Below are 15,073 nucleotides of genomic sequence, written 5' to 3' on the forward strand. Positions count from 1 at the left end.
GTCTGATCCGCTTCAACTGACTTCAGCTGACCTCACGCGTGATATTCACCTGATGCGGATACGGGATGGAAATGCCAGCCGCATCGAGCGCTTCTTTCACGGTCCGGGTCAGCGTCCAGCGAACTTCCCAATAGTCGGCGGTTTTTACCCAGGGGCGGGCGATGATGTCGACGGAGCTGGCGCCCAGCGTACTGACACGTACGACCGTTTCCGGGTCCGCCAGAACACGGTCGTCGGCTTTCACCGTGCGCTCGATCACGTCCATCGCATTCTCCAGTCCGTCGCCATAGTCGACGCTGAAGACAAGATCGACGCGGCGCGTCGTGTAACCGGCATAGTTGCGGATGACGCCTGAGATCGCCTGGCTGTTCGGAACGATGATCTGAACATTGTCGGGGGAGGCGAGGATGGTCTGGAAGAGATTGATGTCTTTAACCGTGCCGCCTTCGCCTGCCAGTTCGACATACTGGCCGACACTGTAGGGGCGGAACAGCATGACCATGATGCCGGACGCAATATTGCCAAGCGCGCCCTGTAGCGAAAGGCCGATGGCCAGGGTCATGGCGCCGAGGATCGCCACGAAGCTGGTTGCCTGAACGCCGAACAGCTGCAGCGCCGCGATGATTGTTGCCGCCGTGAGGAACCAGCGCGTGATAGAGGCGAAGAAGCTGCCGAGCGTATCGTCGATGTTCGGACGTTTCGTTGCCTGGGTACGCACCATGCTGGCGACCCAGCCGGAAATGCGAAGGCCAATGATCAGGACAATGAGGGCTCCGACGGCTTTAAGTGCATAGCCGGCCAGAACCGGCCAATGCTCAGCCATCTGGGCTTCCCAGTCGATATTGTTCAGAAAATCCATTTCAAACTCCGTATTGAATTCAGGCCGGGACAGTCGTTCCGTCGGCACCGCGCAGCAGGCGCAGGCCAAGGATCAAACTGCCGGAAACGGCTGTCATGATCGCGAGCCACTCCATTCCCGTCACCATCCAGTTGTTCGCGATGACACCCAGAAGGCCCCAGGCCAGGGCGGCAAAGAACCACAAGCTGCGGCTGATATAGCGCGCATAAACCCATGACCCCAACGCAACAGTTCCTAAAAAGATCCATAGCATCTGCCAAGGAAGATCGGTTGGGCCATAGCCGGCAAGTCCGCGAATCACCAGGGGAACGGAGATCCCGATGGCCACCAGAATCCAGCCGGAAAGAAGTCCGGTCGCGGCATCTGCAACAAGTTTTTGCGGGCTTCCACCCATGCCGCGCATCCGGTCGAAGCGCGCTGCGGCGGTCCATGACAAAGTGGCAATGGGGAAGAGGAGCACGAAGTCGACGCGTTGCAGGGCGATCAATTGTGCGCTCAGCATCCACACGATGTTGGCCAGTCCGGCGGCCGCTAGCGGTGCACCCACGCGCAACATCCATGGCTCGCGATGGCGCCATGCGGTGTAGGCAAAGGCAATATATGCCCCAAAAATAAGGCTCCAGATCGAAAAGTAGGCGGGAAGCGGTTGTTCCGGTGCCTGCAGTCCGCGCGTTGCCTCACCGATTGGCGTACCAATTCCCAGCACCGGCGCCAGGGCACCGGACAGCGGTTGAAGGATTCCGAGCACGACCAGGAAGAGGGGAAGACGCGATTTCATCGTCACTGTGTTGCAGGGTTTGTGTCTGAAGAAAATTGCGTCGAACTGAAAAAAAGCAAGGCAGACGGGCATTTTTACGCTATTCGCCTGCCGACTCATTTGAGTCGGAATAGAGGAATTTGCTCATGGCAAAGAAACCCGTGGCCAAGAAGGCCCCTGCGAAAACCGCCGCTAAGCCGGCAACGACCCGGGCTGCTGCTGCGAAGCCGGCTGCCAAGCCTGCTGCACGCACTGCTGCGAAAACAGCTGCTGCTCCGAAGAAGGTCGTGACCGTCACCCTGCGCCAGCTGGCTGCTGAACTGGCCGAAGCGCATGGTCTGACGAAAAAGCAGACTGAAGCTGTTCTGGGCGATCTGGTCACCATGACCACGAAGCGCCTCAAGAAAGGTGAAAAAGTCCGGTTCACGGGCCTTGGCACGATGGAAGTGCGCAAGCGTCCGGCCCGTATGGGCCGCAACCCGGCAACCGGCGAAGCCATCAAAATCAAGGCTTCCAAGAAAGTTGCTTTCCGCGTTGCGAAAGAACTCAAGGAATCCGTCTGATAACAGACGAAATTCCAGACTTACTGAAGGCCGGGCGTTTGATGCGCCCGGCCTTTTCTTATGCGCGTCCTATTCAGGCAACATGGCTTCCAGCGTTTCAAGCCGGTCGGCTTCTTCTGCTGGCTTGTCCCAGCGGATGCGGTTGATGCGGGGAAACCGCATGGCGAGGCCCGATTTATGACGCGCTGACCTTTGCAGTCCTTCGAAAGCGACTTCCAGAACGATTTCAGCTGTGACCGAGCGCACAGGGCCAAAACGCTCAATCGTGTTTTCACGGACGAATTTGTCGAGTTGTTTCAGTTCCTCGTCTGTAAAGCCGAAATAGGCTTTGCCGACGGGCGTCAGCGTATCGCTCTTCCAGACGCCGAAGGTGAAATCGGAATAGAAGCCTGACCGCTTGCCATGCCCGCGCTGGGCGTAAAGCAGCACTGCGTCCACAAGGAACGGATCACGTTTCCACTTGTACCAGAGGCCCGCGGGCCGCCCGGCGACATAGGCGCTGTCCCATCGTTTCAGCATCAGGCCTTCGATTTCTGGTGCGGGCGGATTCATGCGGAGCGTGTCGAGATCTTTGAGGTTTGTCACCGGAACAAGCGGGGAGAGATCCAGCCGCGCCGTTCCATGCCGGGTGATGAAATCTTCCAGCGCGGCACGCCGATCCTGAAAAGGCAGGGCACGCAGGTCGGTCTCACCGTCATGCAGCAGGTCATAGGCGCGGATAAACGCCGGGTGGCTTTCCATAAGCCGTTTCGTGATTGTCTTCCGGTTAAGGCGCTGCTGCAGGGCATTGAAGGGGGCGACGCCTTCGCCGTCCTCTGCGCGGATCAGCAGTTCACCGTCCAGCGTGCCCTGGAAGTTGAGGCCAGCCAGCACGTCCGGAAACGTGTGGGAAATGTCATCGCCGGTGCGTGTATAAATGCGCCGTACCGTCCCCTCGACCGAGGCCTGTATACGCACGCCGTCATACTTCCATTCGGCGGCAAAACTGTCCGGTGTGATCAGGCTGGCGTCTATGGCGTCAGGGTTTTCCCGGTCTGCTTTCGGGATCAGGGGGTGGGCCAGCATAACCGGGCGGAACGGGGCAGGAATGTCTGGTGACGGACGGCTTGTCTTGCCCTCCAGCCAGGCAAACAGCGGTTCGTAGGGAATGGCGAGGCCATGCCAGATCTCCTCAATCTCCGTGATGTCGACATCGCCGAAGCTGGCCAGTGCGGTTTTCGTCATGCGCGCCGAAACACCAATTCTGAGGCCGCCCATGATGAGTTTCAGGAGGGCCCACCGGCCGGTGGCGTCCAGTCCGTCCAGCCATCCCGCGACGAGGCGGGGGGCTTCGGCCCGCGTCGCGTCCTGGAGGGTTTCGACGATCTCCGACAGGGGCGGCGTCCGGTTCGCGCCATGCTCGCCTTGCCAGACGAGGCTCACTGTGTCGGCGAGGTCTCCCACATAGTCATAGGACATGTTGAACAGGACCGGGTCCATCCGTTCTTCGGCTAGCGCACGTACGGCGGCCGGCTTGATGCTCTTCAGGTCCAGTTCGCCGGTGAGCGCGGCAAGCGCATACCCCCGGTCAGGATCCGGCGCGGCCGCGAAGTAGCTGGTCAGCAATTGCAGCTTGCCGTTCCGCGAGGGCGTCAGCAGAAGGCGTTCCAGCAGGTCGGCAAAATCTTGCATATGCAGATACATAGGGCCAAATGCGATGCATTACAGCGCTGGACGTCCTGGCGCGCGAAAAAATCAATGCATCCAGAGGAAACGCCACATGACGCTGAAGCTCCACCATCTCAACGCCTCCCGTTCGCAGCGGATCGTCTGGTTGCTTGCCGAACTCGGCGTGCCGCACGAGATCGTGCACTACAAGCGCAACGAAGAGACGAACCTCGCGCCGCCGGAGTTGCTGAAGATCCACCCGATGGGAAAGTCGCCATTGCTGGAAGATGGGGATGTCGTCATCGCCGAAACAGGCGCCATCGCGGAATACCTCATGGGCCGGTATGACACCGACTACCATTTGCATCCGCGTCCCAGCTCTCCGGAGTTTCCGCGTTACCTTGAATGGATCCACGCCGCCGAGGGCGCTGTGTTTCTTCCCGGATTGCTGCAGGTCTACTTCGCCCGGGTCGACATGACCGGCAATCCGGCGCAGGCCCTGATGGCGGCTGAACGTGAAAAAGCGGCGGCGACGATCGAGGCGCACCTGTCGAAATATCCGTACTTCGCCGGTGAGCGGTTCACCGCGGCAGACTGTCTGATGGGCTTCCAGATCCTGATGTCAAACGCGCAGGGCGGTCTGGAAAACCGGCCCGCGACAAAGGCATGGTTTGAAAAGATGCAGGCCCGTCCGGGCTGGCAGAAGATGATGGAAGTCGGGATCTAGGCGGGAACCGTCCGGCTTCCGGAGGCTGACACCGGAAGCCGGGAAACCGGTGCTTACTCTTCGTCGCCCATGTCATCCTCCAGGGTCACAGCCCCATCGATAATATGGGTGAGGTCTGTCATCTCCGCCAGAGCCTCCGTCACGAATTCTGCGCGGCGCGCATCGAGTGAGCCGGAACAGCCGGTATCATAGGTGATCCGCTGGCCCGGTTTCCCGCCCCGGCCAAGGTGGATGTAATAGACCAGCCCGCGCTGCAGGTATTGCGGGCAGGCGGCTGGGTTATCCTTGGTAATGTCCAGCACGCTGGCGACATCGTCAAAGCCCTGGTCTTCGAACGCCGCTTTGGCCGATGCATAGAGGTCGCCCGGCGCGATGCCGGAATAAGCGCCATCATTGGATGTGCGTTGCCAGTAATTGTCCGGGTCCAGCAGAACGTTCACAATCGGGCAGCCCGGCATTTTGCAGTCCATGACTGCAATGCTGATCGAGTCCGGACCGCCGGTCGGCAGCTCGTAAGGCGCGTCCGGTTGCGCAGGCAGGGGCGCGTAACGGCTCGAATCGTCCGTCCCCCGGCTGGCGCAGGCCGCGAGTGCGGCGAATGCTGCGAGCAGTATCGTGCGGCGCATTAACGGCAAGCCTCTTCATTGCTGTCGCACAGCGCCATGACGTCGCTTAGCCAGCTGGTATAGCCCTGCAGGTTTGTGTAGCGGCCATTATAATCCCCGGCGCAGAACTGGCCGGTCTCGCGGTTCTGTTCGACGACGGACAGAACGCCAATGGCCGTCCTTGAACCGTCCGCTTCAGTCACATAGAGCGGACCGCCGCTGTCACCCACACAGGGGCCCGCACCGGCCTGACTGGCGACATAGATCGTTGCGGGGCCTGTGCCCATGATACGGATGCTGGCGGAGAGAAGGTTGTTGGACAGCTTCCCGCCGAAATGCGTCAGGCCCCAGCCGGCCATGTCGCCGGTCGGATAATTCGCCGGGGCAAGCGGCAGGTCGGTTGCGCCATAGCGGGCGACAGGCACATCGCCGAGCGCTTCGACTTCCTCCTCCGACAGGCGGATCAGGGCGAGGTCGTTGGCATAGCCGTTGGCCGTCCCGGCATAGCCGCCATGGCAGATGGCGAATTCCCCTTCGGTCGTGTGAGCCAGTGGCGAGCGCAGATTCTCGGCCGTGCCGATGATCCGCAGCTGCTCATAGGGCTCGTCCACGCAATGGGCCGCTGTGACCAGCCATCGGTCCGCGATCCGCACCGCGCCGCAATGCCCGGTTGTGATCATGCCATCCTGTTCCGGTTTCACCGGTTCCAGTTTCACAATGCCCGGGAAGCTGGCGAGGCTGGCGGCGAGGCCGTTCACGGCTTCCGCACCGACGGCGGCGTCTTCGACTTGGGTTGCGCCAGCAACAGCGCCAACGGTCGGCGTCGGCGGCGCGTCATCCGGCAGGCCGCAGGCGACCGCGTTCAGTTCGGCCAGTGTCAGGCCGGGCGCCTCAGTTTCGGCTGCTTCGGTTGCGGTATCTTCCGTCTGAAGCCCAGCGTCGTCGTCTTCGCCGACAATGCTTTCGGGGGAGAGCAGAGGTTCGTCCTCTTCCACGGCCGCTTCCTCGTCCACAGTCAGTCCGCGGTCGACCGTTGGCGTTTCACCGGTCTCTTCCGTTGTCGCGGCGGGCTCAGCGACCAGGACTTCCGAGTCGCTTGTGGCCTCTTCCTGAGGGATAGCGGCCGGGCTCTCCTGGCCGGACGGGTTGATCCCCGGCAGGCGGACTGCATCGCAGGCGGGCAGGGCACTCAGCGCCAGCAGCGCAGCCCCGGCAAGCAGGTGGCGTTTCATTCTGAAATCCCCTTCTGGAACACCGTGAAACGCAGTTAATGCCGGTGCCGCAGGCGGGGTCAACCGGCCTGATCGTCAAGGCCGGTCAGATGCAGGAGGGAATGTGCCTCAGAACATGGAATTCCCATGCTGCGAGGTTTCAGGCACGGGTTGGCTTACGCCCCAGTGCTCGACGAACATGCCGTCTTTCATACGGAAGATGTGGATCAGGGCGTTGCCGCGGGAGCTCGGTTCCGCCTTGAAATGGACGTGCAGCCAGACGAGGTCACCATCCGCAGCGGCGCGTTTGATGTCTGCATGCATCTCAGGGAATTTCTCGATGCGTCCGGCGAAATAGGTCAGGAATCCATCCTTGCCATCAGGGACGTGTTGCGAATGCTGAATATAGCCGTCGGCGATGCATTCGCGGCCCGCCGTTTCAAGGTCGAGCTCCACCTCGATGACATTCATGCACCAGATTGCCTTTTCGAGGTTAGCGGCTTCCAGTTGTTCCTGCGCGCTCGGTACTGTTGTGCATGCTCCAAGCGTGGCCAGGGCGAGCATGCTGAGAAGTGGGTTTTTGATGCGCATAAAAGTCCTTCCGGTGCCAATTTGGAACTGATTGGGGTAAAATTGGGGGGTGTGCATGTCGATGCAACTAATTGTCATCGGTCCCTTATCCGGCCTCTTCTTCGTAACCGACCAGGCGCAACGGCCGGGCGCGGCGTCCTTCCAGCATGGCCCAGCGGACGAGGGCGTCTTCGCGGCCATAGGTGACCCAGAGTTCATCGGGGTTCACCTCCCGGACCGTATCGGTCAGCTCGTCCCAGTCGGCATGATCGGAGATGATCAGCGGCAGTTCGACGCCGCTGGCCTTGGCGCGCTGGCGCACGCTCATCCAGCCGGAGGCGAAACCGATCAGCGGATCCGGGAAGCGCTGCGCCCATGTGCCTTCGAAAGAGCCGGGAGGGGCGATCACGACCTGTCCACGGAAAGCCTCCCGCGCAGCTTTGGACGTGTCGTCCGTTGTGGCCGGGCGCAGGTCTCCCATCGGAACGCCAGCCTCTTCGTAGACAGCGCAAAGCTTCTCCAGGGCGCCGTGGATGTAGATCGGCGCGTCATGCCCTGCGAGACGGAGGTGACGGATCATCCGCTGTGCCTTGCCGAGGGAGTAGGCGCCAACACAGTGTGTACGGTCCGGGAAGTCAGCGATATTGCGGAGCAGCTTGCCCATTTCATGCTCTGTCGGCGGATGGCGGAAGACGGGCAGGCCGAAGGTCGCTTCGGAAATAAAGATGTGTGTGCCGTCCACGGGCTCGAAACTGGTGCAGGTCGGATCCCAGCGGCGCTTGTAGTCGCCGGTGAACGTCATCCGCAGGCCCTTGTATTCCACCGTGATCTGGGCGGAGCCGAGAATGTGCCCGGCAGGCGTCAGCCAGACCGAGACGCCATTTACGTCGATCACTTCGCCATATTCCAGCGCCTGCGTCGACTTCGCGAAATTCTTGCCATAGCGCGCTGCCATGATGGCCAGCGTGTGCGGATGGGAGAGGACTGCGCCATGCCCGCCCCGGGCATGATCGGAGTGGCCGTGGCTGATGACAGCCCGGTCGACGGCGCCGCGCACCGGGTCGAGATAGAAATCCCCCGGCGGGCAATACAGGCCCTTTGGCGTTGGCTGAAGCAGAAGGTCCGGGCGGAGCATGCGTTCAATGTAGCGGGCCGCAGGACGCAGGGAAGGCGGGGATCAGTCATTTTCAACCCCGACAGAAAGGCCTGTCCCTGAATTTTCAGTGATTTTTCTAAATCCTAACTGAGTTGCCACACTTGCGACACGAAGAGGTGTGCATAGACTTCTCCCGGAGAAGAGGGAGTTTTCCAACATGCAGCCAGCTCGTTCCGTTTTTGCCTCCGCTGTCGCGCTGGCCCTGATGGCCATGCCATCTTTCGCCCAGGAAGGCGGAAATACGGACCTGATGGACAAGTCGCTGGCAGCTGGCTGGAAAGCGAGCTTCATCTGCTCCGACACCTTCGTCGCAGGCATGGATATGGAGACGATCGAGAACAATGACCTCGACGGGATCTACACCGATTTCCGCCGGGCCTATAACCAGCTGCCTGACGCCCGGATCGACCTCAACGAACAGACAGTGAGCGTGCAGTATGACCGCTCCATGCCGCCGCGCATGGCGGCTTACCGGCCAGGCTTTGGTTGTACTCAGCTGCCGGCGGGCGCCGACGAAATCATGATCGGCTACCTGCCGCGCTTCGCGGCCTGGCCGGAAGCGACCGGCGAGGACCGGGGCAGCGCGATCGGGTCGAACGTGCAGGTTAGCCTGCGGACGGAAGAGGCCGAACGCCTCGACATCCCGGTATCCTTCGCCTTTGACGAGCGTACCTATGGTAATGGCACGCGCACCAGCGCGGTGGTTGTCGTCAAGGACGGCCAGATCGTCGCTGAGCGCTATGCCCGCGGGATCGACCATGAAACGCCGCAGCGGACATGGTCTGTTGCCAAGTCGATCACCGCCACTGTGCTGGGCGCCGCGCGCCGTCAGGGCATGATCGATATTGATTATCCGGCCGTGATCGACGCATGGGATTCCGGTGCCGATCCGCGCCGCAACATTACCATCCGCAACCTGATGCACATGGCCAGCGGCCTCGATAGCGGTGAATCCGGTTCGCGGACCGACCGGCTCTATTTCGGCGGCGGACGGGTCGTCGACCAGGCTGCGTCCAAAGTCATGGAAGCCATGCCGGGCAAGCGGTTCAAATATGCCAATGACGACACGCTGATCGCCATGCGTTCCCTGCGTGAAGCCATCGGCGACGACAGCAAGTTCCACAGCTTCCCGTATGAAGCCGTGCTGCACAAGATTGGCGCGCGCCACACGACGATGGAAGTGGATTGGAACGGCGATTTCGTTTCCTCAAGCCAGGTCTGGTCGACGGCGCGTGACCTGGCCCGTGTCGGCCAGCTCTATCTGCAGGACGGCATGTGGGGCAGCGAGCGTATCCTGCCGGAAGGCTGGGTGGACTTTGTGCGTACACCCGCCCCGGCCCAGCCGCCTGCCGGGTCGCCTGGCTATGGCGCCCAGTTCTGGCTGATGACCGATGCCGAAGGCGTGCCGGCGGACACATTCTACATGGCCGGCAATCGCGGCCAGTATGTCGTCATCGTGCCCAGCATGAATGCGGTGATCGTGCGACGCGGCTTCGATGTGATCGGCGGCGCCCGTTTCAACATCAACAATTTCACGCGTGATGTGCTGATGGCGCTGCAGGCGGCGGAAGATGAGCGGTCGGCTGTCGCGGCGACGCGTGCAGCTGCCGAAGCCGAGATCGAAGCCGAGATCGACCGGCGCCGGGCCCGCAGCGAAAAAGCCATCCAGGCCATCCGCGAGGAGATTCTCGCCAAGTACGGGCTCACTGAATAAGGGCAGAACAGGCGCGGCCTGAGCGCCTATTTATCGCCGGAGGTCAGCGCCGCATCGCCGGGCAGGGCGACGAGTTTGGTGATCTCGCGGTGATCCGACTGGCTGAAGGGCTGCATCATCGCATTGCCGCTGACATCGAGGGAGAACGCACTGATATAGGTGCGTCCGTCCGGGGCAGGGCTGCAGTCGGCCTTCATGGAGAAATTGTCGATCCGCGCGACCATGGCCGGCTTGAACGGCTTTTCGGCGAACATCTCGAAAGCAAGGATGGCGGGCGTCTGTTTGGACACGGTGACCCGGCCTGTCAGATGTTTGTAGACCTTCTCCATATCCTTGTCGTCGCCCGGCAGCGGCGTGAAACTATAGACGGCGGCTTCACCGGATTCGGAGATGAGCTTCGCATCCGCCGGAATGTTGGCCTTGAAGCTGGTGCACCAGATCTTGTCGCCGGACGTTTTGGCCTGCAGCTTCGCATATGTCTCGGCCGCTTCGCCCTCCAGCGTTGCCGGATCGGGGGAGATCAGCGTCAGGCGTTCACCTTCCGGCCGGGTCGGATCTACCTGCGCTTCCCCCTTGAGGGTGGCATCGTCGATCTTCATGTCGAACCGATAGGCGGGGCCGTCCGTCGGGGCGGCGAGGGCGGCCTCCAGCGGCGTGTCCGCAAAGGCCGGAAAGGCGAGCAGCGGCAAGGCGATCAAAGGCAGGCAGGCAGGGCGCATCGGTTTTCCATCAGCAGGTGCAAGATATTACCTTGCCGGAAAGTGACTGGAAAAAAACCCGCAAATGCCGTGTCTTGCGGTAGTTTAATCTGAAGCCATGCCAGACAGCGCGCCGCCCCCCGCATTTACCTTGCCCGAGCCTTTTGCAGGCTGGTTCGGCGCGCGCGGCTGGTCGGCCCGGCCGCACCAGCTTGCTTTGGCAGAGGCGTCATTGACCGGGGAGAGCGCGCTGCTGATCGCGCCGACGGGCGGCGGCAAGACGCTGGCGGGATTTCTTGGCAGCCTCATTGAGTTGAGCCAGCAGGGCACGCGCAGGAACTCCGGCATCCCGGCGCTGCACACGCTCTACATCTCGCCGCTGAAGGCGCTGGCGACGGATGTGCAGCGGAACCTGATGATGCCGGTCGAGGAGATGGGCCTCGGCCTTCGCATCGAGACGCGGACGGGCGACACGCCGAGCCATGTGCGCCAGCGCCAGCGGAAGACGCCGCCGGACGTGCTGCTGACAACGCCGGAACAGCTGGCGCTCTTCATCGCGTCGGACTATGCGAAGGAATTCTTCGCGGACCTGAAGTGCGTGATCGTGGACGAGATCCACGCCATCGCCGCCTCGAAGCGCGGGGACCTCTTGTCCCTCGGCCTGGCCACATTGGCCAGCTGGGCGCCGGGGTGCCGCTTCCTCGGCCTCTCTGCGACGGTGCGCGACCGCCAAGGCCTTGCCGACTGGCTGGATGTGCGAGCGGACGGAAAGGGCGTGCGCATCCTGCAGGCCGAGGGCGGCGTCTCGGCGGATGTTGATATTCTCATTTCAAATCAGCGCATTCCATGGAGCGGACATTCCGGGCGCTTTGCCGTGCCGGAGGTTTATGAAGCCATCAAGAAGGCGACGATGACGCTGGTCTTCGTCAACACGCGCAGCCAGGCGGAGCTGATGTTCCAGGAGCTGTGGAACGTGAACGAGGATGGCCTGCCGATCGCGCTGCACCACGGTTCCCTGTCGCGGGAGCAGCGCACGAAGGTGGAAGCGGCGATGGCGGCGGGCCAGCTGAAAGCCGTCGTTTGTACCTCGACGCTCGACCTCGGCATCGACTGGGGGGAGGTGGACCTCGTCATCCAGATGGGCGCGCCGAAAGGCGCCGCGCGGCTGATCCAGCGCATCGGCCGGGCGAACCACAGAATGGACGAGGCGAGCCGCGCCGTGCTGGTGCCGACCAACCGGTTCGAAGTGCTGGAATGCCGCGCCGCAGAGGCCGCCGTGGAGGCCGGAGAGATCGACGGCGAGGGCTTGCGGCAAGGCGCGCTGGACGTTCTGGCCCAGCATGTGATGGGCCGGGCCTGCGGCGATGGGTTCGACCTCGCAGAGCTGTATGATGAGATCGTCCGTGCCGGGCCTTATCAGGATCTGGGCTGGGAAGGCTTTGAAAGGATTGTCGATTTTGTCGCCACGGGCGGCTACGCCCTGAAGACCTATGACCGTTACCACCGCATCGTGCGCCGACCGGACGGGCGCTGGGTGGCGCGCACGCCGCGGGATGCGCAGGCGCATCGGATGAATGTCGGCGCCATCGTCGAGGCACCCATGCTGTCGGTGCGGATGGCGAGCTTTATCGGCAAGCCAAAACCGGGCGAACAGAGAGCCGTGCGGGCCGGCCACAAGCTTGGCGAGATGGAGGAATATTTCCTCTCCCAACTGACGCCGGGCGACACGTTCCTGTTCGGCGGCGAGGTGCTGCGCCTTGTCGGCATCGAGGGCCTCGACGCGCTGGTCGTCCGCGCCACCGGCGACCGGCCGGCCATCCCCAGCTATAATGGCGGCAAGTTCCCGCTGACGACCTTCCTGGCCGACCGCGTGCGCCACATGATCCACAATCCGGACGAATGGCGTCACCTGCCGCAGCCCGTACAGGAATGGTTCGAGATCCAGCGTCTGCGTTCCGAGATCCCGCCGCCGGACCATCTCCTCGTCGAGACCTTCCCGCGCGGCGACCGGCACTACCTCGTGACCTACCCCTTCGAAGGGCGCCTCGCGCACCAGACGCTCGGCATGCTGCTGACCCGGCGGCTGGAGCGGATCGGGGCGAAACCGACCGGGTTTGTGGCCAGCGAATACGCGATGGCCGTCTGGGGCATGGAAGACTTGAGCCCTGTAAACATGGAAGAATTATTCCATCCGGACATGCTGGGCGATGACCTTGAAGCCTGGCTGGACGAGAGCGCCCTGATGAAACGCACCTTCGGCCAGTGCGCGCAGATTTCGGGCCTGATCCACCGCAATTTGCCCGGCAAGGAGAAGAATTCCAGGCAGGTGAGCTTCTCCACAGACCTCATCTATGACGTGCTGCGCAGCCATGAGCCGGACCACGTCCTCCTGCAGGCGGCACGACAGGATGCGGCGACGGGCCTGCTGGATGTGCGGCGCCTGGGGGAGATGCTGGTGCGTATCCAGAACAAGATCGACCACATGCCGCTGGAGCGGATCAGCCCCTTTGCCGTGCCCGTGATGCTGGAGATCGGGAAGGAGCCCGTCTTCGGCGCGAGCGTGCAGGACGCGATCCTCAGCGAGGCGGAAGACACGCTGGTGCGCGACGCCATGCGCGTGGACTAGGTGTTGGATAAGCGGCCCTTCAGGCAATAAAGAACACCGTGAATACACCGTGTATAGACCATATATAGCGGGCCCTCACCTCCCACGCCCTTGCGGCCGCCCCTCACCGACCCGCTTCGCGGGCCACCTCTCCCTCTGGGAGACTGCGAGGGATCAGCAAACGCACTGCGTTTGCCCCGAGCAGGGACCCGCGCCCGCAAGGGTGTGGGAGGTGAGGGCCGCCGCATTCCTAAATTGACCCGCCCGGCGGGGCAGGCCAGAGTCGCCTCATGACCGCAGCCCTCGCAAACCGGCGTGAAGAGACTTTCCTGCATCTTGCGGGCGAGATGCTCGTGCCGCTGCCGGAGGGCGGTCTCTGGTGGCCGGGCCAGCGCCTGCTGGTCGTCTCCGACCTGCACCTTGAGAAGGGCAGCGCCTATGCCGCGCGCGGCCAGATGCTGCCGCCCTATGACACGGGCGCGACGCTGGCCGTCGTCGAGCGGCTGGTCGCGCAGCTGATGCCGCAGACGATCATCTCTCTCGGCGACTCTTTTCATGACCGCGCGGCCGAGCTGCGCCTGCCGGAGGAATACGCCGAGCGGATCCGCGCGCTGACCGCCGCCCATGACTGGATCTGGGTGGAAGGCAATCACGACCCGGACCCGCCGGCCCATCTTGGCGGCCGGGCGGAAAAGAGTGTGCGGCTCGGCCCGCTCGTCTTCCGCCACGAGCCGGAAGGGGAGGCAGGCGAGGTCGCCGGGCACCTCCACCCCGTCGCGAAAGTGAAAGGCCGTGGACGGAATGTCCGCCGCCGCTGCTTCGCCAGCGACGGCGCCCGCCTCGTCATGCCGGCCCTCGGCGCCTTCACCGGCGGCCTCAACGTGCTAGACGACGCCTTCGGCAAAGTCTTCCCGGAAGGCCTGACGGCGTTTGCGCTGGGCGAGGGGAAAGTGTTCGTCCTGTCAGGCGGGAGTTTGCTGGGCGACGTGCCGCGAGGAGTTGGGTGGAAACTGTAGGGTGGGTTGAGCGTAGCGATACCCACCATGCGGACTCACCGATTGCAGTGCCGGTTGGAAATGCGTCCGGTGGGTATCGCTACGCTCAACCCACCCTACGAGTGCATCACGCAAATCCCAATTCGGCCTTCCGCCGATGCCACGTGGAATAGGGCCAGTCATCCATCTCCGCCACATGCCCATGCTTCACAGGATTGTAGTGCACGTAATTCACATGCGCTTCCAAATCCGCCTCGTCCCGGATCGCATGTTCCCAATACCGCCGCTGCCAGACATTCCGTTCGCCTTTGCGTCCTTCGGACTTCGCGTCTTCTGGTAAGCGACGTGTGAAGCCGGATTTCAATAGGCGCAACCTCGCAGGGTAGTCCGCGTCACTTTCGGGCAAAGATACCACCAGGTGCATGTGATCCGGCAGGATGACCGCCGCCAACGTCTCGAACGGACGTGCTCTCGATACCTCCCGCCAGCTCTCCCGTAGCAGACCGACATGCCTCACCAGCAGGTCCGACCGCCGGTCACGCAGGTTCAGCGTGAAAAAATACGTGCCACCGGGCACGAAAAGGCGTCTGTAGTCGGACATGCTTGCAGATGTGATGAAAACCGTTCAGGTTGCAAGCCTGTTTGGTGGGTATCGCTTCGTTCAACCCACCCTACGCTTGCTGGGAGAGCAAATGTCCACGTATGATCATTATACCGAAGCCAAGTGCATAGCGGATCAAATTGAGGGCGCAGGGTTTCCTGAGCAGGCTGAACAAGTGAGACAAGCAATTGAAAATGGAGTGTCAGGAACTGAGATTTTCATGCAGCTGCGTTGTTATCTGTCTCCACTGAAGAACAATGATCGAATTGACCAGCAGGTTCGCCATCGCGTAAATTTGCTTGTGGACAAAATTGATGACGCCCTTCTCTAATTAAGGTGCGCTAGGACAATATTCTTCCCCCGCT

General features: G+C 62.2%; 15 protein-coding genes. 6 read left to right on the forward strand and 9 right to left on the reverse strand.

The annotated features are described in order from the left end of the window. Positions 1-22: 22 nt before the first annotated feature. On the reverse strand, positions 23-859 hold the full coding sequence (locus HJA_RS07160; protein WP_051597517.1) for a mechanosensitive ion channel family protein: 837 nt from the start codon (positions 857-859) through the stop codon (positions 23-25). Positions 860-878: 19 nt separating this feature from the next. Beyond that, positions 879-1,709: a hypothetical protein gene (locus HJA_RS07165; RefSeq protein WP_035580157.1), complete on the reverse strand. Its 831-nt coding sequence runs from the start codon at positions 1,707-1,709 to the stop codon at positions 879-881. 53 nt (positions 1,710-1,762) lie between these two features. Here HJA_RS07165 and HJA_RS07170 point away from each other — a divergent pair, with 53 nt between their 5' ends. Further along, positions 1,763-2,179 carry an HU family DNA-binding protein gene (locus HJA_RS07170; RefSeq protein ID WP_081814586.1) on the forward strand — a complete coding sequence of 139 codons (417 nt, stop codon included), beginning with the start codon at positions 1,763-1,765 and terminating at the stop codon, positions 2,177-2,179. A 69-nt stretch (positions 2,180-2,248) separates the two neighbouring features. Here the strand turns inward: HJA_RS07170 and HJA_RS07175 are convergent, their stop codons facing one another. Beyond that, positions 2,249-3,850, reverse strand: coding sequence for a cisplatin damage response ATP-dependent DNA ligase (locus HJA_RS07175; RefSeq protein WP_155839887.1), 1,602 nt, complete (start codon positions 3,848-3,850; stop codon positions 2,249-2,251). Positions 3,851-3,938: 88 nt separating this feature from the next. On the opposite strand from HJA_RS07175, the gene HJA_RS07180 reads away from it, so the two are divergent. Beyond that, positions 3,939-4,553 (forward strand): glutathione S-transferase family protein, encoded by a 615-nt coding sequence (locus HJA_RS07180; RefSeq protein WP_035580158.1) that lies wholly within the window; start codon positions 3,939-3,941, stop codon positions 4,551-4,553. A 53-nt stretch (positions 4,554-4,606) separates the two neighbouring features. On the opposite strand, the gene HJA_RS07185 is transcribed toward HJA_RS07180, so the two are convergent. The 4 genes from HJA_RS07185 to HJA_RS07200 all read right to left on the reverse strand — a co-directional run bounded on the left by HJA_RS07185 (position 4,607) and on the right by HJA_RS07200 (position 8,074). Then, positions 4,607-5,179 (reverse strand): hypothetical protein, encoded by a 573-nt coding sequence (locus HJA_RS07185; RefSeq protein ID WP_035580159.1) that lies wholly within the window; start codon positions 5,177-5,179, stop codon positions 4,607-4,609. Next, positions 5,179-6,390 (reverse strand): S1 family peptidase, encoded by a 1,212-nt coding sequence (locus HJA_RS07190; protein WP_051597473.1) that lies wholly within the window; start codon positions 6,388-6,390, stop codon positions 5,179-5,181. The genes HJA_RS07185 and HJA_RS07190 overlap by 1 nt, the downstream gene beginning before the upstream one ends. 108 nt (positions 6,391-6,498) lie before the next feature. Beyond that, the gene (locus HJA_RS07195) at positions 6,499-6,960 is read right to left on the reverse strand and encodes a nuclear transport factor 2 family protein (RefSeq protein ID WP_051597474.1); all 462 of its coding nucleotides are present in this window, start codon (positions 6,958-6,960) and stop codon (positions 6,499-6,501) included. Between the two features lie 85 nt (positions 6,961-7,045). After that, on the reverse strand, positions 7,046-8,074 hold the full coding sequence (locus HJA_RS07200) for a ligase-associated DNA damage response exonuclease (protein ID WP_035580160.1): 1,029 nt from the start codon (positions 8,072-8,074) through the stop codon (positions 7,046-7,048). A 178-nt stretch (positions 8,075-8,252) separates the two neighbouring features. Between HJA_RS07200 and HJA_RS07205 the strand changes: the two genes are divergently transcribed. After that, entirely contained in the window at positions 8,253-9,809 is a 1,557-nt protein-coding gene (locus HJA_RS07205; RefSeq protein ID WP_081814588.1) for a serine hydrolase domain-containing protein, read from the forward strand. Positions 9,810-9,835: 26 nt separating this feature from the next. Here HJA_RS07205 and HJA_RS07210 read toward each other — a convergent pair whose 3' ends face one another. Continuing rightward, positions 9,836-10,528 (reverse strand): hypothetical protein, encoded by a 693-nt coding sequence (locus HJA_RS07210; RefSeq protein WP_035580161.1) that lies wholly within the window; start codon positions 10,526-10,528, stop codon positions 9,836-9,838. A 97-nt stretch (positions 10,529-10,625) separates the two neighbouring features. Between HJA_RS07210 and HJA_RS07215 the strand changes: the two genes are divergently transcribed. Then, a complete protein-coding gene (locus tag HJA_RS07215) occupies positions 10,626-13,133 on the forward strand; it encodes a ligase-associated DNA damage response DEXH box helicase (protein WP_035580164.1) in 2,508 nt (835 codons plus the stop codon). Positions 13,134-13,402: 269 nt separating this feature from the next. Then, positions 13,403-14,128, forward strand: coding sequence for a ligase-associated DNA damage response endonuclease PdeM (pdeM, locus tag HJA_RS07220; protein WP_035580166.1), 726 nt, complete (start codon positions 13,403-13,405; stop codon positions 14,126-14,128). Between the two features lie 106 nt (positions 14,129-14,234). On the opposite strand, the gene HJA_RS07225 is transcribed toward pdeM, so the two are convergent. Next, positions 14,235-14,708, reverse strand: coding sequence for an REP-associated tyrosine transposase (locus HJA_RS07225; protein WP_051597475.1), 474 nt, complete (start codon positions 14,706-14,708; stop codon positions 14,235-14,237). Here HJA_RS07225 and HJA_RS07230 point away from each other — a divergent pair. Next, the gene (locus tag HJA_RS07230) at positions 14,707-15,039 is read left to right on the forward strand and encodes a hypothetical protein (RefSeq protein ID WP_035580167.1); all 333 of its coding nucleotides are present in this window, start codon (positions 14,707-14,709) and stop codon (positions 15,037-15,039) included. The two genes, HJA_RS07225 and HJA_RS07230, sit on opposite strands and share 2 nt — an antisense overlap. The last annotated feature ends 34 nt before the right edge of the window (positions 15,040-15,073 follow it).

The organism is Hyphomonas jannaschiana VP2 (assembly GCF_000685215.1).
In the GTDB taxonomy this organism is placed as follows: Bacteria; Pseudomonadota; Alphaproteobacteria; order Caulobacterales; family Hyphomonadaceae; genus Hyphomonas; species Hyphomonas jannaschiana.

Coding starts and splice junctions, on each gene's coding strand:
- pdeM (WP_035580166.1), top strand. CDS start 13,403: ATGACCGCAGCCCTCGCAAACCGGCGTGAAGAGACTTTCCTGCATCTT.
- HJA_RS07160 (WP_051597517.1), bottom strand. CDS start 859: ATGGATTTTCTGAACAATATCGACTGGGAAGCCCAGATGGCTGAGCAT.
- HJA_RS07165 (WP_035580157.1), bottom strand. CDS start 1,709: ATGCCCGTCTGCCTTGCTTTTTTTCAGTTCGACGCAATTTTCTTCAGA.
- HJA_RS07170 (WP_081814586.1), top strand. CDS start 1,763: ATGGCAAAGAAACCCGTGGCCAAGAAGGCCCCTGCGAAAACCGCCGCT.
- HJA_RS07185 (WP_035580159.1), bottom strand. CDS start 5,179: ATGCGCCGCACGATACTGCTCGCAGCATTCGCCGCACTCGCGGCCTGC.
- HJA_RS07175 (WP_155839887.1), bottom strand. CDS start 3,850: ATGCAAGATTTTGCCGACCTGCTGGAACGCCTTCTGCTGACGCCCTCG.
- HJA_RS07230 (WP_035580167.1), top strand. CDS start 14,707: ATGCTTGCAGATGTGATGAAAACCGTTCAGGTTGCAAGCCTGTTTGGT.
- HJA_RS07225 (WP_051597475.1), bottom strand. CDS start 14,708: ATGTCCGACTACAGACGCCTTTTCGTGCCCGGTGGCACGTATTTTTTC.
- HJA_RS07190 (WP_051597473.1), bottom strand. CDS start 6,390: ATGAAACGCCACCTGCTTGCCGGGGCTGCGCTGCTGGCGCTGAGTGCC.
- HJA_RS07200 (WP_035580160.1), bottom strand. CDS start 8,074: ATGCTCCGCCCGGACCTTCTGCTTCAGCCAACGCCAAAGGGCCTGTAT.
- HJA_RS07215 (WP_035580164.1), top strand. CDS start 10,626: ATGCCAGACAGCGCGCCGCCCCCCGCATTTACCTTGCCCGAGCCTTTT.
- HJA_RS07210 (WP_035580161.1), bottom strand. CDS start 10,528: ATGCGCCCTGCCTGCCTGCCTTTGATCGCCTTGCCGCTGCTCGCCTTT.
- HJA_RS07195 (WP_051597474.1), bottom strand. CDS start 6,960: ATGCGCATCAAAAACCCACTTCTCAGCATGCTCGCCCTGGCCACGCTT.
- HJA_RS07205 (WP_081814588.1), top strand. CDS start 8,253: ATGCAGCCAGCTCGTTCCGTTTTTGCCTCCGCTGTCGCGCTGGCCCTG.
- HJA_RS07180 (WP_035580158.1), top strand. CDS start 3,939: ATGACGCTGAAGCTCCACCATCTCAACGCCTCCCGTTCGCAGCGGATC.